Raw genomic sequence first — 24,084 nt, forward strand, 5'->3', positions numbered from 1 at the left:
TCGCTCATTCAGGGGGGGTTTCCTGTGTACGGCGTGGGCCTCGCTGCGGCCCGCGCGTGAACGCGGCGTCGAGCTTGGCGATGTCGACGTCGTCGATGGAGCTCAGCTGCCAGGGCACGCTGGTCACCATGACGCCGGGCTCGAAGAGCAGGCGCCCCTTCAGCCGCAGCGCGCTCTGGTTGTGCAGCAGGTGCTCCCACCAGCGCCCGACCACGTACTCGGGGATGAAGACGGTGACCACGTCGCGGGGCGAGTCGCGCCGCTTCGACCGCACGAAGTCCAGGATGGGGCGGGTGATCTCGCGGTACGGGCTGTCGACGACCGTCAGCGGCGCCGGGATGCCGCGGCGCTCCCACTCGGCCTGCAGCGCCCGGGTGTCGTGGTCGTCGACGTTGACGGTCAGCGCGGTGAGCGAGTCGGGCCGGGTGGCCTGCGCGTAGGCGACGGCCCGCAGCGTCGGGCGGTGCACCTTGCTGACGAGGACGACCGCGTGGTTGCGCGACGGCAGGACGGGACGGTCCTCCGACGGGGTCAGCTCGCGGGCGACCGTGTCGTAGTGCTTCTTGATGCCGACCATCAGGAAGTAGATGACGATCATCGCGATGATGGCGATGTACGCGCCGAGCAGGAACTTCGTGATGAGCACGACGACGAGCACGGCGCCGGTCATGCTCAGGCCGATCATGTTGATCGTCCGGGACCGGATCATGCGGGACCTGGTGCTCTTGTCGCGGACGGTGCGCAGCAGCCGGTTCCAGTGCCGGATCATGCCGGCCTGCGACAGCGTGAACGACACGAACACGCCCACGATGTACAGCTGGATCAGCCGCGTGACCTCGCCCTGGAACCCGATGATGAGCACCATCGCGGCGAGCGCCAGCAGGATGATGCCGTTGGAGAAGGCGAGCCGGTCGCCGCGGGTGTGCAGCTGGCGTGGCAGGTAGCGGTCCTGGGCGAGGATCGAGCCGAGCACGGGGAAGCCGTTGAAGGCGGTGTTGGCGGCGAGGAACAGGATCAGCGCGGTGATGACGGCGACGACGTACAGCATGATCGAGCCGGACCCGAAGACCGTCTCGCCGAGCTGGGTGGTGACCGTCTTCTGCACGTAGTCGTGCGGGCCGCCGATGATCTGTCGGGCGGGGTCCTCGACGAACTGCAGGCCGGTCTTGCGGGCCAGCAGGATGATGCCGAGCAGCATCGTGATCGAGATGCTGCCGAGCAGCAGCAGCGTGGTCGCCGCGTTCTTGCTCTTCGGCTCCTTGAACGCGGGCACGCCGTTGGAGATCGCCTCGACACCGGTGAGCGCGGCACAGCCGGACGAGAAGGTCCGCAGCAGCAGGAACGCCATCGCCCACTGGTTGAGGTGCACCTGCTCGGCCGCGATCTGCAGCCCGGCGCTCGGCGCCCGCAGATCGTCACCCAGGATGAAGATCTTGAAGAAGCCCGTGAGGATCATGCCGATCATCACGATCATGAACCCGTAGGTCGGGATCGCGAACGCGCTGCCCGACTCGCGGATGCCGCGCAGGTTGAGCGCGGTCAGTAGGGCGATCGCGATGATCGCGATGGCGACCTTGTGGGTGGCGACCCACGGCAGCACCGACCCGAGGTTCGCCACGCCGGACGCGGTCGACACGGCGACGGTCAGCACGTAGTCGACGAGCAGCGCGCTGGCGACCGCGACGCCGAACCGCGGGCCGAGGTTGACCGACGCCACCTCGTAGTCGCCACCACCGGACGGGTACGCGTGCACGTTCTGCCGGTAGCTCGCCACGACCGTGAGCATCACCACAGCGACGGCCAGGCCGATCCACGGCGACACCAGCAGCGAGGTCGCACCCGCGATCGACAGCGTCAGCAGGATCTCGTCCGGCGCGTACGCGACCGACGACAGCGCGTCGGAGGCGAAGACCGGGAGGGCGATGCGCTTGGGCAGCAGCGTGTGTTTCAGCCGGTCCGAGCGGAACGGTCGGCCCAGGAGCAGCCGCTTCATCAGGGAGGTGGAACTGGCCACGACCGCTAAGCGTACGGGTCGCGCGCCTGCCGGATACACCGGTCCGACCCGCGCATGGCATCCTCAACACGAGAGCCGCACACATCGGAGGCGTTACGTGCACGTGGTGATCATGGGGTGCGGACGCGTGGGCTCGACCCTCGCGATCAGCCTCGAGCAGCGCGGCCACTCGGTCGCGGTGATCGACTCCGACGCCGACGCCTTCCGTCGCCTGGGCGGGGACTTCACCGGCGCGACCGTCACCGGCGTCGGCTTCGACCGCGACGTGCTGCTGTCCGCGGGCATCGAGCGCGCCGACGCCTTCGCCGCCGTCTCCTCCGGCGACAACTCCAACATCATCTCCGCCCGGGTCGCCCGCGAGACCTTCGGCGTCGAGCGGGTCGTCGCCCGCATCTACGACCCGAAGCGCGCCGAGGTGTACGAGCGGCTCGGCATCCCGACCGTCGCCACCGTCCGGTGGACGGCGGACCGCATGCTGCGCCACCTGGTCCCCGAGGGCAACGTCGAGATCTGGCGCGACCCGACCAGCACGGTCTCCATCATGGAGATCCCGATGCACCCCGACTGGATCGGCCACTCGGTCGGCGACCTGGAGGCCCGCAGCGGCACCCGGCTCGCGTACCTGATGCGCTTCGGCCTCGCCATGCTCCCGACCTCGTCGACCGTGATCCAGGACGGCGACCTCGCCTTCATGCTCGTGACCGACGAGATGATCGCATCCGTGACGAAGGTCACCGGCTCCGCACCCGAAGGGGGACACTGATCATGCGGATCGCCATCGCCGGTGCCGGCAACGTCGGCCGCTCCATCGCCACCGAGCTGGTCGACAACGGCCACCAGGTCATGCTCATCGAGCGGGTGCCGCGCATGGTCCGCCCCGAGCGGGTCCCCGCCGCCGAGTGGATCCTCGCCGACGCGTGCGAGCTGTCCTCGCTGCAGGAGGCCGACCTCTCCTCCTGCGACGTGGTCGTCGCCGCCACCGGCGACGACAAGGTCAACCTGGTCGTCTCGCTGCTGGCCAAGACCGAGTTCGCGGTGCCGCGGGTGGTCGCCCGCATCAACCGCGCCGAGAACGAGTGGCTCTTCAACGAGCAGTGGGGCGTCGACGTCTCCGTCAGCAAGCCCCGCCTCATGGCCGCCCTCGTCGAGGAGGCCGTCTCCGTCGGCGACCTGGTCAGGCTGATGACCTTCCGCCAGTCCGAGGCCAACCTGGTGGAGATCACGCTGCCGGAGACCGCGCCGTACGTCGGCCACCCGGTGCGCGAGGTGCCGCTGCCGCACGACTCCGCGCTGGTCGCCATCCTGCGCGGCAAGCGCGTCCTCGTCCCGACCCCCGACGACCCGCTGGAGGCCGGCGACGAGCTGGTGTTCGTCGTCACGTCGGAGATGGAGGACGCGGTCCGCGCCGTCATCCTCGGCGCCGACTCGGTCGAGAACACCCGCAAGAAGCGCGGCCCTCAGTTCTTCTGACCTCTCATGATCCGGAAGACTTTGTGCTGCCATAGCGACACAAACTCTTCCGGATCACGGAAAACGCTGTCAGTCGGCGGGGCGGACCTCCGGGCGGGCGGGCTCAGGCCGGTCGGGCTCGGGTTCGGAGGCGCGGATGATGCGGCGGGCCTGCCAGACGGTCAGGGCGGCCAGCAGGGCGTACGGCGGCCAGCCGAGCGCCAGGCGGGCGACGCCGAGCAGGTCCGCGTCGCCGGCGCGCCAGAGCTGGATCTGCACGCCGAGCTTCGCCAGGTAGACGACGGCCCAGAGGACGGTGAGCCAGGCGAAGGAGCGGCGCAGGCGGGGGTTCTCGCGCCAGCGGTTGCCGCCCTTGTCGAGCATGACGGACCAGAGCCACCCGACCAGCGGGCGGCGGAAGGCGACGGAGGCCAGCATGCCGACCGCGTACGCGGCGGTGAGGGCCATGCCCGGCAGGTAGATGTCCTTGGCGTCGCCGCTCTTCCAGGCCAGGTACGCGCCGATCGCGATGCCGACGACGCCGTTGACCGCGTGGCGGACCGACTCGCGGCGGCTGAGCCGGTAGACGGCCATGGAGAGCGCGGCGGCGACCGCGACGATCAGGGAGGTCCGCAGCGACCACCAGCCGAAGTGGTCGCCCAGGAAGTTGACCACGATGAAGAGCGTGATCGGGATGCTCGACTCGATGAGGCCGCGCACGCCGCCCAGCTGCTCGGACATCTGCACCGAGAACGGGGGCAGCGGGGCTTCCTCGTCGGGGTCGGTCTCCGCGGTCTTACCTGGTTGCATCCGGCCTCATCTGGGTGTGTCGAGCTCGTAATACGGGTTGTAGAGCACCTTACGGCCGTCGCGGACCGCGATGCGCCCCCTCGCCGTGATCGCTCGACCCGGCTCGATGCCCGCGATGTGCCGGCGGCCCAGGAAGACCAGGGTCACCAGGTCACTGCCGTCGAACAGCTCCGCCTCGAGGGTGGGCAGGTTGGTGCGCGGGGTGTAGACCACCGTGCGCAACCGGCCCTTCAGGCTCACGACCTGACCGCGGACGCAGGCGAGCGCGGGCATGCTGCCGCACTGCTTGGCGTCGCGTTGCAGCTCTTCGGCGTCGAGCTCCGCCTCGCTGGCGGTGAGGCGGCGGAAGAACTTCCGCAGCCCGCGCGCCTGCTCGACGGACGGATCGACGACTTTCTCACTGTCCGTGGTCATGACGTCGGTGCCACCCTCCTCGGCCAGACATGACACCCACTACGACGGTACAGCTCACGGGTGTTATTTGCGCCGGGGCCTCGGTGACGGCTTTCTGCGGTCCGCCCCGTTTGCCTCATCGGCACCGTTGGCCGCGTCGGTGAGCGCGACCTCGGCCGAGCCGTCGTTGGCGGTCGCCTCGGCGACCTCCTTCGGCAGGTGCAGCGGGAGCGGCTCGCGGACCGGCATGGCCTCGTGACCCCGGTCGACCACCAGGTTGCGCAGGCACGCCACCAGCGGCGGCGCGACACCCGGGTCGACGGCGGCGGGGCCCTGGAAGACCGCACGCACGAGCCAGCGGGGGCCGTCGATGCCGACGAAGCGGATGTCCGTCAGGCCGTCGGGGGTACGGACGCGGGCGCGCAGCTCGGTGCCCCACTCGCCGTCGGCGTCCTCGGCCGCGACGCCGTCGGCGAACAACTGCTTGCGGATCTCGCCGCGGACCTCGTCCCAGATGCCCTCGCTGCGCGGTGCGGCGAAGACCCCGAGCTGCAGCGCGCTGTCGTTGTTGACGAGCACGATCTGCTGGATCTTGCCCTCGTTGTCCGCCTGTACGCGGACCTCCACGTCGTCGACCGCGGGCACCTTGAGCGCACCCAGGTCGAGCTGGGGGATGCCGGCGGGCGCCTCGGTGATGTCGTACGGGCCTTCGGGCCGGTCGGCCTTGGACGCGACGGGCTCCTCAGGGTCGTCGTCGACCAGGCCCAGCTCCTCCTCGAGCCTGCGGGCACCGCCCGCGCGGGTGTCGTCCTTCGCGTGCCGCCCGCTCCCGCTCTTGCGCGAGAAGATCACTGCTCTGCCTCCAGTTCAGCATGACCACCGGTTGATCCGTGACCGCCGGCTCCGCGCACAGTATCGGGAAGATGGTCGACGCCGTGGAAGTGTGCCCGCTCCACGCGCTGGACCACAAGCTGGGCAATCCGGTCACCCCGGCTGATTTTTGCCGTGATCACCCGATCGTGATTGACCAGGTTCACCAGGATCTCCCCGCGGTACCCCGCGTCGATGGTGCCCGGCGCGTTGAGCACCGTCACACCGAGGCGGTGCGCGAGACCCGACCTCGGGTGGACGAGCCCGACGTAACCGTCGGGCAGGGCGATGGCGATCCCCGTGGGGACCAGCGCCCGCTCCCCGGGTGCGAGGTCGAGGTCACAGGCCGCGACCAGGTCGGCGCCGGCGTCGCCGGGGTGCGCGTACGCCGGCAGCGGCAGCTCGGGGTCGAGCCGCCGGACGTGAACCTCCACCGTCATGCCTCCATCCTGCCGGGTGCCCCCGGGCTCCGGACACGTACCCTCGCACACGTGACTTCGTACCGTGAGCGTCTCACCGTCGCGTGGTGGCTCTGGCTGCCCGCGGTGGCGGTCGCAGCGCTCCTCGCGGCCGAGGTCAAGCTCGGCGCGCCCGGCCTGGCGACCTGGATCCCGTACGTGGTGCTGCTGCCGCTGGCCACCGTGGGGCTGTGGCGGCTGGGCCGCATCCGTGTCGAGGTGTCCAACGGCGAGCTGCGGGTCGACGACGCGCACATCCCGCTGCGATACATCGGTGAGGTGACGGCGCTGTCGGCCGCGGACAAGCGCGACCTGCTGGGGCCCTACGCGGACCCGGAGGCGTTCGTGATCCAGCGGCCGTGGGTCGCCGGTGCGGTCCGCGTCGACGTCGCGGACGACGCCGATCCCACGCCGTACTGGCTGATCAGCACCCGCCACCCGGAGAAGCTCGCGGCGGCGCTCAGCCCTCGATGACCTTCCGGCCCGGCTGCAGATCCTTCTTGATGTCGGCGCCGAGGGACATGGTCGCGCGACGGTTGAGGAACCCGCCGACGGCCGCCCCGGTCAGGAACGGCCCCAGGGTGCTCAGGTTGCGCCCGAAGCGCTTGAGCAGCCGGTCACGCAGCTCCTTGCGCAGCGCGGTGCCCATGGCGGCCGCGACGCTGCCGCCGACCCGCAGCGGGTTGACGCCACGGCGCTCCGCCCAGGCCTGGACCAGCACCACGGCGCGCTCGGCGCCGGTGCCCTCCACCGGGCGGCCGTAGACGGCGTGCAGCTCGCCGATCAGCTTCATCTCCACGGCGACCACCGCGACCGTCTCCGCGGCCAGCAGGACCGGCGCGGACAGCAGGCTGGGCGTCACGGCCCACTCGACGGCGGCCACGCCGCCGCCCGCGGCGCCGATGCCGGCGGTGACCCGGGACGCGTTGCGGATGAGCCGCTCGGCGAGCGCGTCGCCGGTCAGCCCTCCGTGGTGCGCGACCAGTGTGTCCAGGTCGCGCACGGGAATGTGCGGTGCGACCCTCGTCACGCTGTCCGTGATCCAGGCGATCGCCTTCTTCGGCCGGAACAGGTCCTTGACGCCCCGCTCGCGGATCTCGAGGCGCACCAGCCGGCCGAGCAGGCGCCGGCGCTCCTTCTGCTCGACGCCTTCGTCGGTCAGGGCCGTCACGGCGGCTGACAGCTCGGCCTCGTCTGCCGCCTCGCCCTGGGTGCCCTCCACGGGCTGGTTCTCGGCGAGCTCGTCGGGCTGGGCCATCGTCTACCTCCGCAGGTGTGAAACGGTGCCGCCTACGACTCAAGCACGCCTTCGCCAGATCCGCGTGATCAACTTGCGGTCAGGCGCACTCCCGGCAGATCAGCTCCCCGTTGCGCTCGGCGGCGAGCTGGCTGCGGTGGTGCACCAGGAAACAGCGCGAGCAGCGGAACTCGTCGGCCTGCATCGGCAGGACCTTGACCGTCATGTCCTCGTCGGCGAGGTCGGCGCCGGGAAGCTCGAACGTCTCTCCCAGGTCGGTCTCGTCCACGTCGACGATCGCCGACTGCGCATCGGTCCGGCGGGACTTCAGCTCTTCGAGGCTGTCCTCCCCCAGGTCGACCTCGTCGCGACGCGGCGCGTCGTAGTCGGTGGCCATCGGTGTTCACACTCCCAATTCATTCGCCCGTAGGTGTCGCGCCCGGTGTAACGTCCAACGGGCGGCGTACCTTACCGCCCTCGTGCGTTTGTTGTACGCCCACTCGCGGAAACTTGTTCCCAATGTGACCCATGCGACACAACGTCGTCCCGACAAGTTGCCCGCCGGGCTCAGCGGATGCGACCTTACCTCCACCTGACGGTTTCCGTGGGGAGTCATCCCGCAACGGCGAGTAGGAACTTTGCGGTATGCCGGGTGGGGACTTCAACATGGATCTCCGACAGGCGCTAACCTTCCCGGCAGCCAGAGCGTCTATCTGGTGACGGAGTCGCTCTGGGGCGGGGAGATAACACGGCCATGAGTTTCGCGCGGGTAAGGGCACTGGCCCTGGTTGGGCTGCTCGTGGTCACCGCGGCGGTGTTCGTGACCATCGCGTTGATCAAGGACCGCCAGACCGGTCCGGTATCGGCCAACGAATGCGCGCAGGACGCGGTGATGGTCAACAACAGGTTGCCCGAGGAGAAGCAGGTCAACCTCAACGTCTTCAACGCGACCTCGAAGCCCGGCCTGGCCGGCGAGATCACCAATGACTTCGCCAGCCGAGGGTTCAAGGCCACGGTGCAGAACGCGGCGCCCAACCCGGCGGTGAAGAAGCCCGAGACGAAGGTCGCGGTCCTCCGCTTCGGCCCGAAGGCCGTCGGCGCCGCGTGGCTCGTCCGGGCGTATTTCCTCGACAAGTCCGAGGACGAGTTCGACAAGAACCGGCAGGACGACAAGGTCGACGTCATCCTGGGCGCGAAGTTCCAGCAGCTGCCGACGGTGACCGAGGTCAAGCAGTCGATCGGCGCGCTGGGCAACCCCGAGCTGCCCGAGGGCACCTGCGCCGAGGCCTAGCGGCTCCTCAGGGCCTCTCAGTGCCTTCTCAGTTGCCTTCTCAGGGGCCCTTGTCCGCGTCCAGCTCCACCAGGCGGTCGTGGAGGGCCTTGTGCAGCGCCGGCGGGGCGGCCACCACCATGTCCGGGCCGGGCACGGCGCCCGCCAGGCCCGTCACGAGCAGACCCGCCTCCGCGGCGACCAGGCCACCGGCGGCGTGGTCCCAGGCGTTGAGGCCCTTCTCGTAGTACGCGTCGAGGCTGCCCTCCGCGGCCAGGCACAGGTCGATCGCGGCGGCCCCGAGGCGACGCACGTCGCGGATGTCGCCGATCAGACCGGCGAGCACGGCCGCCTGGTGGAGGCGGCGGTCGGCGGCGTACCCGAAGCCGGTGCCGACGAGCGCCTGACGGAGATCGGTCTGCCGGGAGCCGGACAGCCGCCGGCCGTCGGCGTGGGAGCCGCCGCCGAGCACCGCGGTCCACTCGCGACCGGTCGCGGCGTTGATGACCACCCCCGCCACCACGACGCCGTCGACCTCCGCGGCGAGCGAGACAGCGTACTGCGGCAGGTCGTAGAGGTAGTTCACGGTGCCGTCGATCGGGTCGAGGATCCAGCGCACCGCGCTCGCCTGTTGAGAGTCCCCGTACTCCTCGCCCAGCACGGCGTCGCCCGGCCGGGCGTGCCGGATGGCCTCCCGGACCTGCCGCTCGACCGCCTGGTCGGCGGCCGTGACCACGTCGGTGAGCGTGGACTTGGTCGCCACGGGGTCCACGCCGGCGGCGCGCATGGCCCGGGCGAGGGCCGCAGCCTCCCGGGCGATGGGCACCGCGAGGGCCAGCAGTTCGTGTCCGCGATCCATACGACCCATCCTGTCAGGGCCCTGATCCGCCCATCCGTTCGGTCACAACGTGGCGTCTAGGCCCGCTAGGCGGGATGTTGGGGCGAGAGAGCGTTACAATTCACGCGCTGCCCGCTGTCGCTCGTGAATCCGCCCCGGACGCACGGCACACGGGCGCCACCAAAAGCACCCAGGCCCACTCAGCACGGCCGCGCCGTGCGCGAACTCGGCCGCACCGGCCGTCGCTCGCTCATCGCACCGGAAGGTCGTTCGTGACAGCAGCTCACCAGCCCAGCGTCGACGTACGCTCGCTCGCCGACTCGCTGATCGCGCGTGCGGCCGCCAATGGCGGCCACCTCACGTCGGCGGAGGTCGCGCAGGCGGTCGACACCGCAGATGTGACCCCCGCACACGCCAAGAAGCTGCTCAGGAGTCTCGCCGAGGCGGGAGTCACCGTCGTCGTCGACGACTCCGCCAACGGGCGGCGCCGGGTCGCGGCGGCACGGTCCGCGACCCCTGCATCCAAGGCGGCCACCGCCAAGGCCGCACCCGCGCGCAAGGCGCCGGTCGCCAAGCCGCTGACAGCCGTCGAGTCCACACCGGATTCGGGGGTGGAGAGGGCGCCCGTGAAGAAGGCACCGACACCAGCAGCTCCCGCCAAGAAGGCCGCCCCGGTCGCGGCAGCGACCGCTCCGGCGAAGGCCGCGCCGGCCAAGAAGGCGGTGCCGGCGAAGAAGGCCGCCGGGCCCGTCAAGAAGGCCGTCCCCGGCGACGCCGACCCGGCCGCCCCGAAGGGCGCCGGCGAGGAGCCGGAGCTCGAGGAGATCGACGACGCCGAGCTCGCGGCGGAGATCGAGGACGTGGTCGTCGAGGAGCCGGTCGAGGTCGTGAAGGCCGTCGAGGCCGACGCCGAGGCCACCGCGACCGACGACGACTTCGCGTGGGACGACGAGGAGTCCGAGGCGCTCAAGCAGGCCCGCCGCGACGCGGAGCTGACGGCGTCGGCCGACTCGGTCCGTGCCTACCTGAAGCAGATCGGCAAGGTCCCCCTGCTGAACGCCGAGCAGGAGGTCGAGCTGGCCAAGCGGATCGAGGCGGGCCTCTACGCGGCCGAGCGGCTGCGGGCCGCCGAGGACGCGGGCGAGCCGATGGTCATGCCGGCCAGCCGCGACTTCATGTGGATCTCCCGCGACGGCGAGCGCGCCAAGAACCACCTGCTCGAGGCCAACCTGCGTCTGGTCGTCTCGCTCGCGAAGCGGTACACGGGCCGCGGCATGGCCTTCCTGGACCTCATCCAGGAGGGCAACCTCGGCCTCATCCGCGCCGTCGAGAAGTTCGACTACACCAAGGGCTACAAGTTCTCCACGTACGCCACCTGGTGGATCCGGCAGGCCATCACCCGCGCCATGGCCGACCAGGCCCGCACCATCCGCATCCCGGTGCACATGGTCGAAGTGATCAACAAGCTCGGCCGCATCCAGCGCGAGCTGCTCCAGGACCTGGGCCGCGAGCCCACCCCGGAGGAGCTGGCCAAGGAGATGGACATCACGCCGGAGAAGGTGCTGGAGATCCAGCAGTACGCGCGTGAGCCCATCTCCCTCGACCAGACCATCGGCGACGAGGGCGACAGCCAGCTCGGCGACTTCATCGAGGACTCCGAGGCGGTCGTCGCGGTCGACGCGGTGTCCTTCTCGCTCCTGCAGGACCAGCTCCAGCAGGTGCTGCAGACCCTCTCGGAGCGGGAGGCGGGCGTGGTGCGGCTGCGGTTCGGCCTCACCGACGGCCAGCCGCGGACCCTCGATGAGATCGGCCAGGTCTACGGCGTGACCCGCGAGCGCATCCGCCAGATCGAGTCGAAGACCATGTCGAAGCTGCGCCACCCGTCGCGTTCGCAGGTCCTGCGCGACTACCTCGACTGATCCTCGCATTCCGCTGTGCGCGAACCCGGGCTGTCCCTTTTGGGGCAGCCCGGGTGTGTTTCCGGTCACCGAGGGCATGAGGGAGGGGCGCCGCCGCCTCAACCCACTTGTGATCGCCGCCGTGGCGCGATAGGAAGCACGTAGCGGGTGTTGCAGTTCCGGCTCCCGCGGGCACGACAGAAATGTGACATCGGTCCCGCACGCGAGGTGGGAACGATGTCGGGCAACACGGTGTTGAACCATCTGTGAACGACGCAAGGAAGCGTTCGTCGGTGACGATCAGAGGAGGAAGGCGATGACCCCGACCCTCACGCCGCCGCCGGAGACGGCAGCGCCCCCAGCCGCCGAGGAACGGTGCGACCGCTGCAGCGCGGCAGGCAAACTACGAGTTCGGCTCGCCGAAGGCGGCGACCTGATCTTCTGTGGACATCACGCAAACAAGTACGCCGACCAACTGGTCAAGATCGCGGTGGAGGTGGCCGTCGCCCCAGACTTCACGTGGCGCGGCACCGAGATCACGGCCAGCTGACCAATACCGCGCACGTAGGGCGTCCCGGCATCCCGGGCGCCCTACGGCCATCTCCAGGCCCGGCCCCGTTCCCGGCGCTCACCTGACCCCCGCGCGCTCGCCCGCCGACCACCCGCTCACCGGGCGACCACGCGTTCCTTCCGGTGACCACGCTCGTACCGGCGACCGCCCCCCTTCGGGTACTCACGCGTGCTCTCACCAGCGGCGCCCCTCCTCCCGACAGTCACGCACACCTCTCGCCCGGCCGCGACGTTTCTTCTGACGACTGCGCACTCTCCCGTCGGTCGCGCCGCCCCTACCTGACTCGGGCTGGCCGCTCCTTCTGACGCCGCGCACTCTCTCGCCCTCGCCGACGGCAGGCTCTTCCCGGCGACCGTGCTCCTTCCCGGCTCGGGCCGGCCGCCTCTTCTGACGCTGCGCGCCCTCTCGCCGGCAGCGGGCTCCTTCCCGGCGGCCACGCGCTCTTGCGCTGGCCACCCTCTCACCGACGGCCGCGCGTGCTGGTGCCGCCGCGTGCCGCCCCACCATCACAGGCCGCACTGAAGCCCCGGCCCACGCCCATCACCCCCATGATCGGCGACCAGTCCGACCACCCGTGAACGGAAAGATCGGCCCGCCCAGCGCCCTTCTTCGGTCCCCTCGACAACCGCCAATGCCGCACTCACCGTCACGGACCACCCGCGCCACCACTCACTCGCGCGACCCCAGCGGCAGATTCGCCCCAAACGCGACAAATCGCATCACCACCCGGACCGGACGGCACAAGAACCACCACAGCGTCGGCCACCACCATGATCGAAGGATCGTCGTGGCCACCCGGACGACCAGCCCCGTCCTTCGATCACCACCAGCAACACCGACAACCAACACCGCTACGCGAGCCGGCATCCGGAAGACCAACCCGCACCGCCGCTCGCTCCCCCACCGCGCATTCTCACCGGCGAGAATCGCCCCAACCGCGACCAATCGCATCTTCACCTGGGCCGAGCGTCCCAAGAACCACTACGCATCCGCCGCCACCATGATCCAAGGATCGCTGCGGTCGCCCGGGCGACCAGCCCCGTCCTTCGATCACCATCGGCAACGGCGAGAACCCAGCCGTGCCGCTGTTCGGTCCCCCAGCGCGCATTCTCACCGGCGGCCGACGGCTCAAACGCGACGAATCGGATCTTCACCCGGGCTCAGCGGCACGAGAACCGCCGCGGCCGAGGGGCCGCCTTGATCGAATGGCGGATCCGGTCGGTATCGCGGCCGGATCCGCTACTTGATCAACCACGGGCTGGAGCGAGGGCGGGTTACATGGTCTGGATGGTGGCGATCCGCTCCTCGAGCTGCTCGATCGTCGCCTGGGCGCTCGGGGGGCCGCCGCAGAGGCGGCGGAGTTCGGCGTGGATCTTGCCGTGGGGCAGGTTGGTGCGGTGGTGGTGGGCGGCGACCAGGGTGTTCAGCTGGCGGCGCAGGACGATGCGGCGCTCGCCGGCGGTTTTCGGAGGTTCGGGAGCCATGGTGGCGGCGGCGGCCGGGGCGCGGCGCTTCTCGGCCGCGAGCTGCTCGGCCTGGCGCTTGTTGAGCAGCGTGGACACCTGGTCGGCGGTGAGGAGGCCGGGCAGCCCCAGGTACTCCTCCTCCTCGGCGGAGCCGGTCTGCGCCGGCACGCCGAAGGCGGTCCCGTCGAAGATGACTTGGTCGAGCTCGGCCGTCGCGGAGAGGGCCTCGAAGCTCTTCAGCAGGTCGTCGCCGACCTTCTCCTCGCGCTGGGCGCGCTCCAGCAGGTCGTCCTCGAAGCCTTCCTTCGTCTTCGGGGCGCCGAGGACGTGGTTGCGCTGCGCCTCCATCTCGGAGGCGAGCTCCAGCAGGTGCGGCACGCTCGGCACGAAGACGGTCGCGGTCTCGTTGGTGCCGCGGGCGCGCACGAAGCGGCCGATCGCCTGGGCGAAGAAGAGCGGGGTGGAGGCGCTGGTGGCGTACACGCCGACGGCCAGACGCGGGATGTCGACGCCTTCGGAAACCATCCGGACGGCAACCATCCAGCGCTCCTGCGACGCGGCGAACGAGGCGATGCGGCCGGAGGAGCCCTGGTCGTCGGAGAGGACCACGACGGCCTTCTCGCCGGTGATCTCGCCGAGGACCCTCGCGTAGGCGCGGGCGGCGGTCTGGTCGCTGGCGATGACGAGGCCGCCCGCGTCTGGCATGCCGCCGCCGCGCAGCACCTGCAGGCGGGCGTCGGCGGCGCGCAGGACCTGCGACATCCAGTCGCCGGTCGGGTCGAGGGCGGTGCGCCACGCCTGGGCGATGAGGTCCTGGGTCATGGGTTCGCCGAGGCGGGCGGCCAGCTCGTCGCCGGCGGAGGTGCGCCAGCGCGTCTCACCCGAGTAGGCGAGGAAGATGACGGGCCGCACGACGCCGTCGGCGAGGGCCTCGGCGTAGCCGTAGGTGGTGTCGGAGCGGGAGCGGGCGATGCCGTCGTTGCCCCGCTCGTACTGCACGAACGGGATCGGGTTCTCGTCGGACCGGAACGGGGTGCCGGTCAGCATCAGCCGCCGCACGGCGGGCTCGAACGCGGCCTTGACCCCGTCGCCCCACGACTTCGAGTCGCCGGCGTGGTGGATCTCGTCCAGGACGACAAGGGTCTTTCTCGTGATCGTCCGCCGCTTGTGTACCTCCGGAGCGATGCCGACCTGCGCGTAGGTGACGACCGTCCCGTGGAAGTCGGACGACGTGTGCACGTCGGCGTTGCGGAAGCCCGGGTCGAGGTCGATCCCGACACGGGCGGCGGCCTCCGCCCACTGCTTCTTCAGGTGCTCGGTCGGCGTGACGACCGTGACGTTGTCGATGGTGCCGTCGGCGAACAGCTCCAGGGCGATCCGCAGGGCGAACGTCGTCTTGCCGGCGCCGGGCGTGGCGACGGCGAGGAAGTCATCGCGCTTGCCGCGCAGGTACTCCATCAAGGCCTTGCGCTGCCACACCCGGAGCGTCTGTCCTGCCTGCACCACCGGACGCGGCGGCATGCGGCACCCCCTCGAGGACCATGAACCCACACGGAAACGCCTCCGGGTCTTGGTGGACCGCGAAGGCGTTGCTCAGCCTAGCGGGCGCGGACGGGCCAGGTGCCGATCCGCGCCGAACGTCACTGTGAGAGGAGGACGACCGTCAGGACGGGTCGTCGTTGTGCACCACGTTTTCGTAGATGTCCTTGCAGACCGGACAAACCGGGAACCGGCTCGGGTCGCGCGACGGCACCCACAGCTTGCCGCACAGCGCCCGCACCGGCGTGCCCTCGATCATGGCCTGCATGATCTTGTCCTTGGGCGCGTAGTGCGAGAACTTCTCGTGGTCGCCGGCGTCATAGCGATAGTCGGTCTGCTCCTCGACGCGCTCGTCCGTGAGCGTCGAGCCGCCACCGCCTGGAGTCTCGGGAGTCGTTGTCACGGTCCCAGTCTGCCAGGCCGACGGCCACGATGCCGCACGGCGAGCGGGGTTATCGTTGCGTGGTGATCAACCATGCCATCCGTTACGGAGCCGAGGTCGCGGCCGCCAGGGAAGCCGGCGCGCCGGTCGTCGCGCTGGAGAGCACCATCATCTCGCACGGGCTGCCCCGGCCGTCGAACCTGACCGTCGCGAGGGACATCGAGGCGACGGTGCGGGCCGCGGGCGCCGTCCCGGCGACGATCGGCATGCTCGGCGGCGAGATCGTGGTCGGCCTGTCCGACGAGGAGATCGTGCACCTGGCCGGCAGCGACGACGTCGTGAAGCTCTCCGTGCGCGACCTGGCCCCCGCCGCGGCGGGGCGGGCCGACGGCGCGACGACGGTGGCGGCGACCTCGGCGATCGCGATCGCGGCCGGCATCGCGGTCTTCGCCACAGGCGGGCTCGGCGGGGTGCACCGCGGCGCGGGCACGACGTTCGACGAGTCGGCCGACCTGACGGCGCTGTCCCGGCTGCCGATCACCGTGGTCTGCGCCGGGGTGAAGTCGATCCTGGACGTCGGCGCCACGTTGGAGCGGCTGGAGACGCTGGGCGTGAGCGTCGTGGGGTACGGGACCCGCCGCTTCCCCGGCTTCTACCTCACCGACGGCGGGTTCGATCTGGACTGGTCCGTCGACGACCCGGCCGGCGCGGCGGCCATCGTGCGGGCGGCCCGGGCTCAGGCAGTACACCAGGGGGCGACGATCATCGCCAACCCACTGCCGGTCGACGAGCAGCTCGACCCCGACCTGCACGACCGCGTCCTGGCCGAGGGCCTCGCCGGGCTGGAGCGCGACCACGTGACGGGCAAGGACGTCACCCCCCACCTGCTGTCGCACTTCCACGCCGCCACCGAGGGCCGCTCGCTGGACGTGAACGTGAGGATCATCCTGCGCAACGCCGACCTGGCGGCCCGCATCGCCGCGGCGCTGTGACGGTCGTCGTCGTCGGTGACGTGGTCACCGACATCGTCACGGTCCACGAGGGGCCCCTCGCCATCGGCTCCGACACGCTCGCCTCGGTCGCGATCCGGGGCGGCGGGTCCGCGGCCAACACGGCCGCCTGGCTCGGCTCCGTCGGGCACCCGGTGGTGTTCGCGGGGGTCGCCGGCGACGACGAGCCCGGCTCCGCGCGCCTGGCCGAGCTGGTCGAGGCGGGCGTCACGACCACCGTCCGCCGCGTGCCGGAGGTCGCGACCGGGACGGTGGTGGTGCTCGCCTCCGACGCGGAGCGGACGATGTTCACCGACCGGGGCGCTAACCAGCTCCTGTCCCCCGCCGACGTCGACCGCGCCCTCGATCTGGCGCTCGCCGCGACACCCGGCGCCAGGCACCTGCACCTGTCCGCGTATGTCCTGTTCGACCCCGACTGCGCGCCCGCCGGCCGTCACGCGCTGGTCGAGGCGCGCCGCCGCGGCCTCACGACCAGCCTCGACGCCGCGTCGGCCGCGCCGCTGCAGCGCCTCGGGTCGTCGTTCTGGGCGTCGGTACCGGACGTCGATCTGCTCTTCGCCAACCTGGACGAGGCGCAGGTCCTCGCCGGGGACGGCACCGCGGCCTCGCTGGCGACGGCGCTGCTGGACCGGGCCGGCGCGGTGGTGGTGAAGTCGGGGGCCGCCGGGGCGACCTGGGCCGGACCTTCCGCCGCACCCGTCCATGTACCAGCGGCGCCGGTCGCACGGGTGATCGACCCGACCGGCGCCGGCGACGCGTTCGCCGCGGGGTTTCTGGCGGCGTGGCTCACCGGCGCGTCACCCGCGGAAGCGCTGGCCGGCGGCGCCCGGCTCGGCGCCCTGGCGGTGTCCAAGGTCGGCGGCCGCCCGTAGCTCCGCGACCTGGCGGTGTCCAAGGTGGCTGCCCGTAGCTCCGCGCCCTGGCGGTGTCCAAGGTCGGCGGCCGTCCGTAGTGCCGCGCCCGGCCCCTGGCCGTCCAGGGGCCGTCGCTTCAGCCGTCGATGACCTTGGGCTCCTTGGGCTCCGCGTGCTCGCGGTCGCTGAGCGCGTGGCCCGGATCGGGGTGCGACTGCTGCGGCTGCCGCCGGGACTGCAGCTTGTTGCGGAGCAGGTGCTCGGGCCGCGGCCCCCTGTCGTTGGCGAGCAGCACCGCCGCCCACGGCAGGACCAGCGCCCCGGCCACCAGCAGGCTCAGCCACAGCCACAGCAGCGGCACCTTCGCCGTGACCAGCACCGCCGCGACGATCACGCAGAGGCCGCGCAGCAGCATCATCGCCACATACCGCCGCTCGCGGGATCGAAGCTCCTGCTCGGGCGAACGCTCGGCGGTGGTGATCAGCTGCGGTTTCTGCCTGCGTCCCATCATCACCACCGAGTCTGCCACGTTTCGCGGATCAGGTGTCCGACGGCTTCACCGGCGCCGCATGCACGCCGCCGCTGGGGTCCGTCGGCCGGTTGACGCTGCCGGTCGCGAGCAGGTCGCGGATCTCGGTCAGCAGCCGGATGTCTTCGGCGGGCGCGGACGGCTCCGGCTCGATGCCCCGCTTGCGCCGCTCGGCCAACTTGTTCATCGGCAGCACCACGAGGAAGTAGACGGTCGCCGCGGTCAGCAGGAACCCGATCACCGAGTTCAGGAACGCCGGCCACGCCAGGAACTGCGACCCGATCTTCAGCCCCTGGTTCTTGTCGTCGACCCCGATGCCGCCGGTCAGCTTGATCAGTGGTTGCAGGAAGCCGTCCGTGAACGCCTTGACCACGTCGTTGAACGCGGCCCCGATGACGACGGCGACGGCAAGCTCGATGACATTGCCGCGCGAGATAAAGTCCTTGAAACCCTTCAGCACGGTAGGCACACTACGACCCCGGCCGCCCCGGCGCACCCGGTGCTTTCGCCGCCGCCTTCATCTGTTTCTTGAACTCCCTGACCTTTCCGAGGGAGTCGCCGTCGACGATGTCGGCGACGGAGCGGTGCGAGCCGACCTCGCCGTATCCGCCGGCCGCCTCGCGCCAGCCGTCGGGCTGCACGCTGTACTGCTTGCCGAGCAGCGCCACGAAGATCTGCGCCTTCTGCTTGCCGAAGCCCGGCAGCGCCTGCACCCGCCGCAGCAGCTCGCCCCCGGAGGCGACACCGGTCCACATCGCGGCGGTGTCCCCGTCGTACCGGTCGACGAGCACCCGGCACACCTCCTGCACCCGGGCCGCCATCGCCTTCGGAAACCGGTGCAGCGCCGGCGGCGTCGCGAAGATCTCCACCAGCGCGTCAGGGTCGAACTCCGCCAGCTCCTCCGCCGTCGGCTCATGCCCCAACCGCTGCGAAAGCACCCAGGGCGACGAGAACGCCTTTTCCAGCGGAATCTGCTGATCCAGCGTCATCCCGACCAGCAACGCCAGCGGGTCCCGGTCGAGCAGCGCATTCGCCTCAGCGGGAATCGGCAACGAGAACGGCATGCGTACATCTTGCCTTGCCGGCCCGTCTCAGAACGGTGGCAGCTCCGGGTTGTACGAGTCTTTGTCCTGCATCCAGGTATTGGCCCGCTTCTCCACGGGCCACCGCGCGTCGATGACCGCCGCGGCGTCCTTGACGGTCCCGCATCTCGTCGAGAAATGAGAACGGCATGTCGTCATCCTCCCGAGCTGGACGGGTGTCACGATCGCAGCATGCGATGTGACCGGCGTCACATCGGCGTCGTGTCGGATCGTGGGGTGGTCGTTCGAGAGACGGGTGACAGGTCGCCACGAAGGAAGGACCCCCGCCATGACCACCACCGTTCCGGACCACATCCGTGCCAACCGGGTCACCCGGTCGCTGCTCGGCTACGGCGTGCTCGCCGGGCCGTTCTACGTCGGCGTCAGCCTCGCGCAGGCGCTGACCCGTGACGGGTTCGATCTGACCCGGCACGCCTGGAGCCTGCTGTCCAACGGCGGTCTCGGCTGGATCCAGATCACCAACTTCGTCCTGACCGGCCTGATGGTGATCGCGGCCGCCGTCGGGCTGCACCGCGCGCTGCCGGGAAGTCCGTGGGCGGCGCGGCTCGTGGCGGTCTACGGGGCGAGCCTCGTGGCGGCCGGTGCACTGCGGGCCGACCCGGCGATGGGCTTCCCCGCCGGTACACCTGAAGGACCGGGAACGGTGAGCTGGCACGGCATCGGGCACCTCGCCGCGGGCGGCATCGGCTTCCTCTGCGTGATCGTGGCGTGCTTCGTCGTCGCCCGCCGCTTCGGCCGCGAGGGCGGCAAGGGCTGGGCCGTGTACAGCCGGGTGTCCGGCGTGCTGTTCCTCGCCGGTTTCGCCGGCATCGCCTCCGGCAACAGCGCGCCGGCCCTGACCCTGGGCTTCGTCGCGGCCGTGATCGTCATCTGGACCTGGCTCGCGGCCGTCTCCGTCAAGCTGTACCGAGCCCTCCCCGGATGCTGAAGGGCCCGGCGGGAACAGGGAGCAGGGTGTCGCCGACGGCGCCCTGCTCGACGACGGCTGATCGAAGTTGACCGCGGAAACGCTGAATGCCTAGGATCAGTGGCCATGTGGCCATACATATGGGGAATGCTATAGTGTTGACTATGGCGAAGACGACGGTCAGCGTGTCGACCGAGGCGAGGGACGTGTTCGCGGCCGTCGCCGCGAGTCGCAACACGACGATGTTCGCCCTGCTCGAAGAGACCGCGCGGAGGCTGGAGCGGGAAGAGGCGATGCGCCAGGCCACGCTCGACTACGAGCGGCTGGAGAAGGAGGACCCGGTCGGCTTCGCCGAGTATCTCGCCGAGGGTCGCCTGTGGGACCTGACCTCGGGCGACGGCCTCGGCGACGCGCGGGCCGAGTTCCCGGAGCTCAACCCGTGATCCGTCGGGGCGACGTGCTCATCGCCGACCTGAGTCCCGTCATCGGCCATGAGCAGGGCGGGCGGCGGCCGGTGCTGGTGCTGTCCCCGGCGGGCTATCACGCGTGGCCCATCGAGATGGCGGTCGTCGCGCCGATCACCTCGCGCGACCGGCGACTCCGACACCACATCCCTCTCGGGCGTGAGGCCGGCCTGCGCACCGAGCCGAGTTTCGTCATGCCGGAGTACGTACGTGCGATCTCGCGACAACGCCTCACCGGTCGCGCGCTCGGTGCGGCGCGGCCGGCAACCCTTGACGAGGTCGAGCGCTGGGTCTCGCAGTTCACATCGGAGCCTCCGTTCTGACCGCCGGTCCCGAGCCTTCGGCGCTCGTCCTGTGAGCGCGGCCACCGGGCGGTTGTAGCGTTCCGGACAAGGACAGGGCGTCTGGGCGCCGGGACAGGGCCGCTACCTCGGGAAACGCTGATGAGCGGGGGCCGCCAGGGTTGATCGGGCGCCATAGCCTGGTGCGATGTTCGAGCGCAGGGTGGTCGCGGCATGGGCCGTGTTCGGGGGGATCGCGGCGGTGTCGGCCGCGCTGGTGTGGCGGCGGCCTGATGCGCAGCGCCTGTCGGACCTGCACATCTACTACGGGGCGGCGAAGTTCGACGGGCCGCTCTACGACTACGTGGCCGAGAACGGGGGGCCGTTCACGTACCCGCCGTTCGCGATGGTGCTCTTCAGGCCGCTGAGCATGCTGCCCGAGGCGACCCTCGGCGTGCTGTGGCTGGCGATGACCTGCGCGGCCGTGATCGCCATCGCCCGCACGGTGACCAGATCCAGCACCGCGACCGGCACCGCGACCGGCACCTCGACCGGCACCTCGACCGTGACAGGCACCGCGGCGCAGAGCGGCGGAGGCGTGGGGAGCCGGTTCTTCACGCGGGGGCTGATGGCGGCCGGGGTGGCCACGGCGTTGCTGGTGTCGGCGCCGGTGCAGAGCAACCTGCGGTTCGGGCAGGTGAGCATCTTCATCGTGCTGCTGGCGCTGGTCGATGCGGGGCAGGTGGTGCCGGCGCGGTTCCGGGGGATTCTGGTCGGGGTGGCGGCGGCGATCAAGCTCACGCCGCTGCTGTTCGTCGTGTACTTCCTGGTGGCGCGGCGGTACAAGGACGCGGCGCGGGCGGGGGCGGCGTTCGTGGCGTGCGCGGGGGTCGCGGCGGTGCTCATGCCGGGGGCCAGCGTGCGGTACTGGGGCGGCACCATCTTCCAGACGTCGCGCATCGGCGACCTCGCCTCGCTGGGCAACCAGTCGGTGCACGGGATGCTGCTGCGGATCGGGCTGTCGCCCGCGACGCTGCCGGTCGTGTGGGCGGTGCTGATCGCGGCGATCTGCGGGGCCGCGCTGCTGCGGGCCAGGGCGCTGCACCTGCACGGGGAGCCGGTGCGGGCGGCGGTCCTGGTGGGCTGCGCGACCGTGGCGGCGTCGCCGGTGTCGTGGACGCACCACCAGGTGTGGACGGTGCTCGCGGCGATGCTGCTGGTCGCGGCCGAGGGGGCGTGGCGGCGGGTGGCCGGGGTCGTGCTGCTGGTCGTGATGACGCTGTCGCTGGGGGTCGTGCTGCGCGGCGTGGCGCTGTACCCGGGCTGGCAGTTCCTGCTGGAGAACGCCCGCTCGCTCGGGCTGGTCGCCGTCTGTGTCGCGGGGGTCGGGGGCGCCGCGCTGCGGCTCGACCGGAGCGCGCGGCTCCGCACGACGAGGCGGATCGCGGTCGCGGCCGTGGCGGGGCTCGCCGCGCTCGCGCTCACGCCGCTGCCTGCCGGCGCCGACCCGACGTTCAAGGCGTACTCGGCCGGCGACCTCACCAACCCGCGCTACTTCTACTTCACCGGCACGCCGGCCGCGGGTGAGCCGATCGCGTACATGATCCGGCGGGAGAAGACGAAGGTCCGGGTCAACGGCGTGGTCGGGACCGAGGTGGCGGGGCTGCGGTACACCTCGGCGCCGGGCGGGGCGGCCCGCAGCATCCCGCTGCTGGAGGCGGACGCGGGGGTGCGCACGTTCTCGTTCCGCAGCGCGAACCTAAGCCACGGCCGCCTCGACGTGCTGGACGCGAGCGGGGAGGTCGCGGCCAGCTTCACGAACCTGGCGTGAACCGCTCCGCCTCCAGCACCGACTTGAGGCGGCTCAGGATCCGCGACCAGGCGTCGTCGCGCTCCGGGTCGGGCTCGCGGTCGAGGTCGTCGCAGGTGAGCGAGACCCGGCAGAGTCCCGGCTCGGCGGCGGTGATCTCCCACGTCAGCCAGCAGTGCACCTCCTGCTCCGCGCCGATGCCGGTGTACAGGTTGTGCACCAGCAGCCGCCCCTCCTCGACGTGCACGATGTGCCCGTGCAGCACGTCGGGGACGGGGCCGGCCGCGGCCCGGTAGACGATGGGTGCGCCCGGGATGAACTGCGAGTCGACCGCGAGGCCGAGGTAGAAGCGCCGGGTGAAGGCGGGCTCGGTGATCGCTTGCCAGACGCGGGCCGGGTCGGCGGCGATGTACAGGCTGCAGGTCGAAGTCCTCATACCCGTATCGTGCCGAGGTGACTTGGGAGGCGCTTGCGCCCGACTTGGCCCCGCCGCCCGTACAGTGGCCGCGGCGTCAACCCGAGCAGCAGCAGGCCCACCGGTACAGTGGCCGCGACGACGAACCGAGGAGCCTTGCGTGGAAGACCTGATCGCCGAGCTTGAGGCGCAGGAGGAGCGGCTGCGGTTCACGCGGTTCGACAACGACGACGCCTGGACGCTGGGGTCGCTGCTGGTGCGTCTGGGCAAGGAGCGCGGGCTGCCGATCACGATCGACATCCGCCGGCACGGTCACCAGCTGTTCCACGCGGCACTGCCCGGCACGGCACCCGACAACGACCGCTGGATCGAGCGCAAGATCAGGGTCGTGGAGCGGCTGAACGCGTCCTCGTATCTGGTGGGGCGGCGGATGGCCGCGCAGGGCAAGGCGATGGACGCGGCGTACGGCGTCGACCCGGCCGACTACGCCACGCACGGCGGCGCGTTCCCGATCCGGGTCGTGGACGTCGGCGTCGTCGGGGTCGTGACCGTGTCGGGGCTGCCGCAGGCCGAGGACCACGCGCTCGTCGTCGAGGCAGTAGGGCTGTTCCTCGATAGATAGAGGGTTGTCTCAGCGCGCGGGCGGGCCGAGGATTCCGCGTGTGATGAAGCGACTTCTCGTGTGCGTCGCCGCCACCGCGGCCCTCGCACTGACCGGCTGCTCCGACGACGCGCCGACGAACAACGGCGCGGTCGCGGCACCCAGCGTGCAAGAGTCCCTGACGCCGCAGACCGGCCCGGCGCCGACCAAGCCCGGCGCGAGCCCGCAGGCGGGGTGCCCGGTCGACGCGGCGACGCTGGAGAAGGCGTTCGTGGCGAACCTCGACGTCTCCAACGCGGTCGACATCGGCAAGGGGCTGACCGACATCAGCTGCGCCGACGACTGGGCGACGGCGGTGACCCAGCCCGAGGCGATGGACAAGGCGACGGTCCTGTTCCAGTACGACACCGGGAAGAAGCAGTGGCTGGCGATCGCCGGCGGCACCGACGGCGCCTGCCGGTCGCACGTGCCGGCCGCGGTGGTCAAGAAGCTGAAGAACTGCGTCAGCTGACACCGGAGTTCGTGCGGGGGGCTAACGAAAAGTCCGGCTTTATGGTCACATAGGTCATGGAGCGTGAAGCACTGCTCCGGCTCCTCGACGAGGTGCCGGGGGAAGCGTTCGTGGCCTGCAAGGACGCGATCCGGGCCGGCGCGGAATACGTCGTGTGGGACGACACCGTGCCGGCCGATCAGCTCGCGCGCAGCTACTCGCGGCGGGCCCAGCACATGGCGAAGATCGGCACCCCGATGCTCGGCGGCGACGACGCGATCGCCCGGCTGCAGATCGCCGGCGGCCGGCCGCTGCGCATCGGCGAGGCGAAGGTCGAGGACCCGCCGACGCACTTCCAGCTCTTCCTCACCGCCGACGCCACGCGCGTCGTGGCCTGTTTAGGAATCGACCAACGTTGACGTAGC

Annotated in this window: 29 protein-coding genes; 15 read left to right on the plus strand and 14 right to left on the minus strand. The window is 70.9% G+C overall.

The window, feature by feature from the left end; genetic code table 11:
* Nucleotides 1-4: 4 nt before the first annotated feature.
* Entirely contained in the window at nucleotides 5-2,014 is a 2,010-nt protein-coding gene (locus tag ABD332_RS18425; protein WP_344503181.1) for an APC family permease, read from the minus strand.
* Nucleotides 2,015-2,111: 97 nt separating this feature from the next.
* Here ABD332_RS18425 and ABD332_RS18430 point away from each other — a divergent pair, with 97 nt between their 5' ends.
* Together ABD332_RS18430 and ABD332_RS18435 are read left to right on the plus strand one after the other, a co-directional pair.
* Nucleotides 2,112-2,777, plus strand: coding sequence for a potassium channel family protein (locus tag ABD332_RS18430; protein ID WP_344503182.1), 666 nt, complete (start codon nucleotides 2,112-2,114; stop codon nucleotides 2,775-2,777).
* Nucleotides 2,774-3,484 (plus strand): potassium channel family protein, encoded by a 711-nt coding sequence (locus ABD332_RS18435; RefSeq protein ID WP_344503251.1) that lies wholly within the window; start codon nucleotides 2,774-2,776, stop codon nucleotides 3,482-3,484. Before ABD332_RS18430 ends, ABD332_RS18435 begins: the two co-directional genes overlap by 4 nt.
* Nucleotides 3,485-3,553: 69 nt before the next feature.
* Here ABD332_RS18435 and ABD332_RS18440 read toward each other — a convergent pair whose 3' ends face one another.
* The 4 genes from ABD332_RS18440 to dut all read right to left on the minus strand — a co-directional run bounded on the left by ABD332_RS18440 (nucleotide 3,554) and on the right by dut (nucleotide 5,976).
* Nucleotides 3,554-4,273 (minus strand): DUF3159 domain-containing protein, encoded by a 720-nt coding sequence (locus ABD332_RS18440; protein WP_344503183.1) that lies wholly within the window; start codon nucleotides 4,271-4,273, stop codon nucleotides 3,554-3,556.
* 6 nt (nucleotides 4,274-4,279) lie between these two features.
* Complete coding sequence (locus ABD332_RS18445; RefSeq protein WP_344503184.1) at nucleotides 4,280-4,687, minus strand: OB-fold nucleic acid binding domain-containing protein; 408 nt, start codon at nucleotides 4,685-4,687, stop codon at nucleotides 4,280-4,282.
* 63 nt (nucleotides 4,688-4,750) lie between these two features.
* On the minus strand, nucleotides 4,751-5,518 hold the full coding sequence (locus ABD332_RS18450) for a DUF3710 domain-containing protein (RefSeq protein WP_425552229.1): 768 nt from the start codon (nucleotides 5,516-5,518) through the stop codon (nucleotides 4,751-4,753).
* Nucleotides 5,515-5,976, minus strand: a complete 462-nt coding sequence (dut, locus tag ABD332_RS18455) for a dUTP diphosphatase (protein ID WP_344503185.1) — start codon at nucleotides 5,974-5,976, stop codon at nucleotides 5,515-5,517. The genes ABD332_RS18450 and dut overlap by 4 nt, the downstream gene beginning before the upstream one ends.
* A 51-nt stretch (nucleotides 5,977-6,027) precedes the next feature.
* Between dut and ABD332_RS18460 the strand changes: the two genes are divergently transcribed.
* Entirely contained in the window at nucleotides 6,028-6,468 is a 441-nt protein-coding gene (locus ABD332_RS18460) for a DUF3093 domain-containing protein (protein WP_344503186.1), read from the plus strand.
* On the opposite strand, the gene ABD332_RS18465 is transcribed toward ABD332_RS18460, so the two are convergent.
* Both ABD332_RS18465 and ABD332_RS18470 read right to left on the minus strand, forming a co-directional pair.
* A complete protein-coding gene (locus ABD332_RS18465; RefSeq protein WP_344503187.1) occupies nucleotides 6,455-7,252 on the minus strand; it encodes a hypothetical protein in 798 nt (265 codons plus the stop codon). The two genes, ABD332_RS18460 and ABD332_RS18465, sit on opposite strands and share 14 nt — an antisense overlap.
* Before the next feature lie 79 nt (nucleotides 7,253-7,331).
* A complete protein-coding gene (locus ABD332_RS18470) occupies nucleotides 7,332-7,628 on the minus strand; it encodes a DUF4193 domain-containing protein (protein ID WP_344503188.1) in 297 nt (98 codons plus the stop codon).
* Between the two features lie 357 nt (nucleotides 7,629-7,985).
* On the opposite strand from ABD332_RS18470, the gene ABD332_RS18475 reads away from it, so the two are divergent.
* Nucleotides 7,986-8,522 (plus strand): LytR C-terminal domain-containing protein, encoded by a 537-nt coding sequence (locus ABD332_RS18475; protein WP_344503189.1) that lies wholly within the window; start codon nucleotides 7,986-7,988, stop codon nucleotides 8,520-8,522.
* Between the two features lie 40 nt (nucleotides 8,523-8,562).
* On the opposite strand, the gene ABD332_RS18480 is transcribed toward ABD332_RS18475, so the two are convergent.
* Nucleotides 8,563-9,360 carry an inositol monophosphatase family protein gene (locus tag ABD332_RS18480; RefSeq protein ID WP_344503190.1) on the minus strand — a complete coding sequence of 266 codons (798 nt, stop codon included), beginning with the start codon at nucleotides 9,358-9,360 and terminating at the stop codon, nucleotides 8,563-8,565.
* A 251-nt stretch (nucleotides 9,361-9,611) separates the two neighbouring features.
* Here ABD332_RS18480 and ABD332_RS18485 point away from each other — a divergent pair, with 251 nt between their 5' ends.
* Nucleotides 9,612-11,258, plus strand: a complete 1,647-nt coding sequence (locus ABD332_RS18485; RefSeq protein WP_344503191.1) for an RNA polymerase sigma factor — start codon at nucleotides 9,612-9,614, stop codon at nucleotides 11,256-11,258.
* Between the two features lie 295 nt (nucleotides 11,259-11,553).
* The gene (locus ABD332_RS18490) at nucleotides 11,554-11,787 is read left to right on the plus strand and encodes a DUF7455 domain-containing protein (protein WP_344503192.1); all 234 of its coding nucleotides are present in this window, start codon (nucleotides 11,554-11,556) and stop codon (nucleotides 11,785-11,787) included.
* Nucleotides 11,788-13,082: 1,295 nt separating this feature from the next.
* Here ABD332_RS18490 and ABD332_RS18495 read toward each other — a convergent pair.
* Both ABD332_RS18495 and ABD332_RS18500 read right to left on the minus strand, forming a co-directional pair.
* Nucleotides 13,083-14,795: a DEAD/DEAH box helicase gene (locus tag ABD332_RS18495; protein ID WP_344503193.1), complete on the minus strand. Its 1,713-nt coding sequence runs from the start codon at nucleotides 14,793-14,795 to the stop codon at nucleotides 13,083-13,085.
* Between the two features lie 142 nt (nucleotides 14,796-14,937).
* The gene (locus ABD332_RS18500; RefSeq protein ID WP_344503194.1) at nucleotides 14,938-15,216 is read right to left on the minus strand and encodes a DUF3039 domain-containing protein; all 279 of its coding nucleotides are present in this window, start codon (nucleotides 15,214-15,216) and stop codon (nucleotides 14,938-14,940) included.
* Nucleotides 15,217-15,278: 62 nt separating this feature from the next.
* On the opposite strand from ABD332_RS18500, the gene ABD332_RS18505 reads away from it, so the two are divergent.
* A complete protein-coding gene (locus ABD332_RS18505) occupies nucleotides 15,279-16,187 on the plus strand; it encodes a pseudouridine-5'-phosphate glycosidase (RefSeq protein WP_425552231.1) in 909 nt (302 codons plus the stop codon).
* A complete protein-coding gene (locus ABD332_RS18510; protein ID WP_344503196.1) occupies nucleotides 16,184-17,077 on the plus strand; it encodes a carbohydrate kinase family protein in 894 nt (297 codons plus the stop codon). The genes ABD332_RS18505 and ABD332_RS18510 overlap by 4 nt, the downstream gene beginning before the upstream one ends.
* Nucleotides 17,078-17,195: 118 nt before the next feature.
* On the opposite strand, the gene ABD332_RS18515 is transcribed toward ABD332_RS18510, so the two are convergent.
* The 3 genes from ABD332_RS18515 to ABD332_RS18525 are packed head-to-tail and all read right to left on the minus strand — an operon-like array spanning nucleotide 17,196 to nucleotide 18,652.
* A complete protein-coding gene (locus ABD332_RS18515; RefSeq protein ID WP_344503198.1) occupies nucleotides 17,196-17,567 on the minus strand; it encodes a DUF3099 domain-containing protein in 372 nt (123 codons plus the stop codon).
* 31 nt (nucleotides 17,568-17,598) lie between these two features.
* Nucleotides 17,599-18,048: a large conductance mechanosensitive channel protein MscL gene (mscL, locus tag ABD332_RS18520; RefSeq protein ID WP_344503199.1), complete on the minus strand. Its 450-nt coding sequence runs from the start codon at nucleotides 18,046-18,048 to the stop codon at nucleotides 17,599-17,601.
* Nucleotides 18,049-18,058: 10 nt separating this feature from the next.
* Nucleotides 18,059-18,652: an HhH-GPD-type base excision DNA repair protein gene (locus ABD332_RS18525; protein WP_344503200.1), complete on the minus strand. Its 594-nt coding sequence runs from the start codon at nucleotides 18,650-18,652 to the stop codon at nucleotides 18,059-18,061.
* Between the two features lie 307 nt (nucleotides 18,653-18,959).
* Between ABD332_RS18525 and ABD332_RS18530 the strand changes: the two genes are divergently transcribed.
* The 4 genes from ABD332_RS18530 (at nucleotide 18,960) to ABD332_RS18545 (ending at nucleotide 22,174) form a co-directional block, all read left to right on the plus strand.
* Complete coding sequence (locus ABD332_RS18530) at nucleotides 18,960-19,619, plus strand: DUF998 domain-containing protein (RefSeq protein WP_344503201.1); 660 nt, start codon at nucleotides 18,960-18,962, stop codon at nucleotides 19,617-19,619.
* A 143-nt stretch (nucleotides 19,620-19,762) separates the two neighbouring features.
* Entirely contained in the window at nucleotides 19,763-20,041 is a 279-nt protein-coding gene (locus tag ABD332_RS18535) for a hypothetical protein (protein WP_344503202.1), read from the plus strand.
* Nucleotides 20,038-20,385, plus strand: coding sequence for a type II toxin-antitoxin system PemK/MazF family toxin (locus ABD332_RS18540; RefSeq protein ID WP_344503203.1), 348 nt, complete (start codon nucleotides 20,038-20,040; stop codon nucleotides 20,383-20,385). Before ABD332_RS18535 ends, ABD332_RS18540 begins: the two co-directional genes overlap by 4 nt.
* 166 nt (nucleotides 20,386-20,551) lie before the next feature.
* Complete coding sequence (locus tag ABD332_RS18545; protein WP_344503204.1) at nucleotides 20,552-22,174, plus strand: glycosyltransferase 87 family protein; 1,623 nt, start codon at nucleotides 20,552-20,554, stop codon at nucleotides 22,172-22,174.
* On the opposite strand, the gene ABD332_RS18550 is transcribed toward ABD332_RS18545, so the two are convergent.
* Nucleotides 22,158-22,589 carry an SRPBCC domain-containing protein gene (locus tag ABD332_RS18550; RefSeq protein ID WP_344503205.1) on the minus strand — a complete coding sequence of 144 codons (432 nt, stop codon included), beginning with the start codon at nucleotides 22,587-22,589 and terminating at the stop codon, nucleotides 22,158-22,160. The two genes, ABD332_RS18545 and ABD332_RS18550, sit on opposite strands and share 17 nt — an antisense overlap.
* 139 nt (nucleotides 22,590-22,728) lie before the next feature.
* Here ABD332_RS18550 and ABD332_RS18555 point away from each other — a divergent pair, with 139 nt between their 5' ends.
* Genes ABD332_RS18555 through ABD332_RS18565 form a run of 3 tightly spaced genes read left to right on the plus strand, consistent with a single transcriptional unit; the run spans nucleotide 22,729 to nucleotide 24,078 of the window.
* Complete coding sequence (locus ABD332_RS18555; protein ID WP_344503206.1) at nucleotides 22,729-23,190, plus strand: heme-degrading domain-containing protein; 462 nt, start codon at nucleotides 22,729-22,731, stop codon at nucleotides 23,188-23,190.
* 43 nt (nucleotides 23,191-23,233) lie between these two features.
* A complete protein-coding gene (locus tag ABD332_RS18560) occupies nucleotides 23,234-23,680 on the plus strand; it encodes a hypothetical protein (RefSeq protein ID WP_344503207.1) in 447 nt (148 codons plus the stop codon).
* A gap of 56 nt (nucleotides 23,681-23,736) precedes the next feature.
* Nucleotides 23,737-24,078 (plus strand): hypothetical protein, encoded by a 342-nt coding sequence (locus ABD332_RS18565; RefSeq protein ID WP_344503208.1) that lies wholly within the window; start codon nucleotides 23,737-23,739, stop codon nucleotides 24,076-24,078.
* Nucleotides 24,079-24,084 lie beyond the last annotated feature (6 nt).

Origin of the sequence: Dactylosporangium maewongense (genome assembly GCF_039531485.1) — a bacterium.
GTDB lineage: Bacteria > Actinomycetota > Actinomycetes > Mycobacteriales > Micromonosporaceae > Dactylosporangium > Dactylosporangium maewongense.

Coding starts and splice junctions, on each gene's coding strand:
- ABD332_RS18440 (WP_344503183.1), bottom strand. CDS start 4,273: ATGCAACCAGGTAAGACCGCGGAGACCGACCCCGACGAGGAAGCCCCG.
- ABD332_RS18445 (WP_344503184.1), bottom strand. CDS start 4,687: ATGACCACGGACAGTGAGAAAGTCGTCGATCCGTCCGTCGAGCAGGCG.
- dut (WP_344503185.1), bottom strand. CDS start 5,976: ATGACGGTGGAGGTTCACGTCCGGCGGCTCGACCCCGAGCTGCCGCTG.
- ABD332_RS18465 (WP_344503187.1), bottom strand. CDS start 7,252: ATGGCCCAGCCCGACGAGCTCGCCGAGAACCAGCCCGTGGAGGGCACC.
- ABD332_RS18470 (WP_344503188.1), bottom strand. CDS start 7,628: ATGGCCACCGACTACGACGCGCCGCGTCGCGACGAGGTCGACCTGGGG.
- ABD332_RS18475 (WP_344503189.1), top strand. CDS start 7,986: ATGAGTTTCGCGCGGGTAAGGGCACTGGCCCTGGTTGGGCTGCTCGTG.
- ABD332_RS18480 (WP_344503190.1), bottom strand. CDS start 9,360: ATGGATCGCGGACACGAACTGCTGGCCCTCGCGGTGCCCATCGCCCGG.
- ABD332_RS18490 (WP_344503192.1), top strand. CDS start 11,554: ATGACCCCGACCCTCACGCCGCCGCCGGAGACGGCAGCGCCCCCAGCC.
- ABD332_RS18495 (WP_344503193.1), bottom strand. CDS start 14,795: ATGCCGCCGCGTCCGGTGGTGCAGGCAGGACAGACGCTCCGGGTGTGG.
- ABD332_RS18515 (WP_344503198.1), bottom strand. CDS start 17,567: ATGGGACGCAGGCAGAAACCGCAGCTGATCACCACCGCCGAGCGTTCG.
- ABD332_RS18525 (WP_344503200.1), bottom strand. CDS start 18,652: ATGCCGTTCTCGTTGCCGATTCCCGCTGAGGCGAATGCGCTGCTCGAC.
- ABD332_RS18530 (WP_344503201.1), top strand. CDS start 18,960: ATGACCACCACCGTTCCGGACCACATCCGTGCCAACCGGGTCACCCGG.
- ABD332_RS18535 (WP_344503202.1), top strand. CDS start 19,763: ATGGCGAAGACGACGGTCAGCGTGTCGACCGAGGCGAGGGACGTGTTC.
- ABD332_RS18545 (WP_344503204.1), top strand. CDS start 20,552: ATGTTCGAGCGCAGGGTGGTCGCGGCATGGGCCGTGTTCGGGGGGATC.
- ABD332_RS18550 (WP_344503205.1), bottom strand. CDS start 22,589: ATGAGGACTTCGACCTGCAGCCTGTACATCGCCGCCGACCCGGCCCGC.
- ABD332_RS18560 (WP_344503207.1), top strand. CDS start 23,234: ATGAAGCGACTTCTCGTGTGCGTCGCCGCCACCGCGGCCCTCGCACTG.
- ABD332_RS18565 (WP_344503208.1), top strand. CDS start 23,737: ATGGAGCGTGAAGCACTGCTCCGGCTCCTCGACGAGGTGCCGGGGGAA.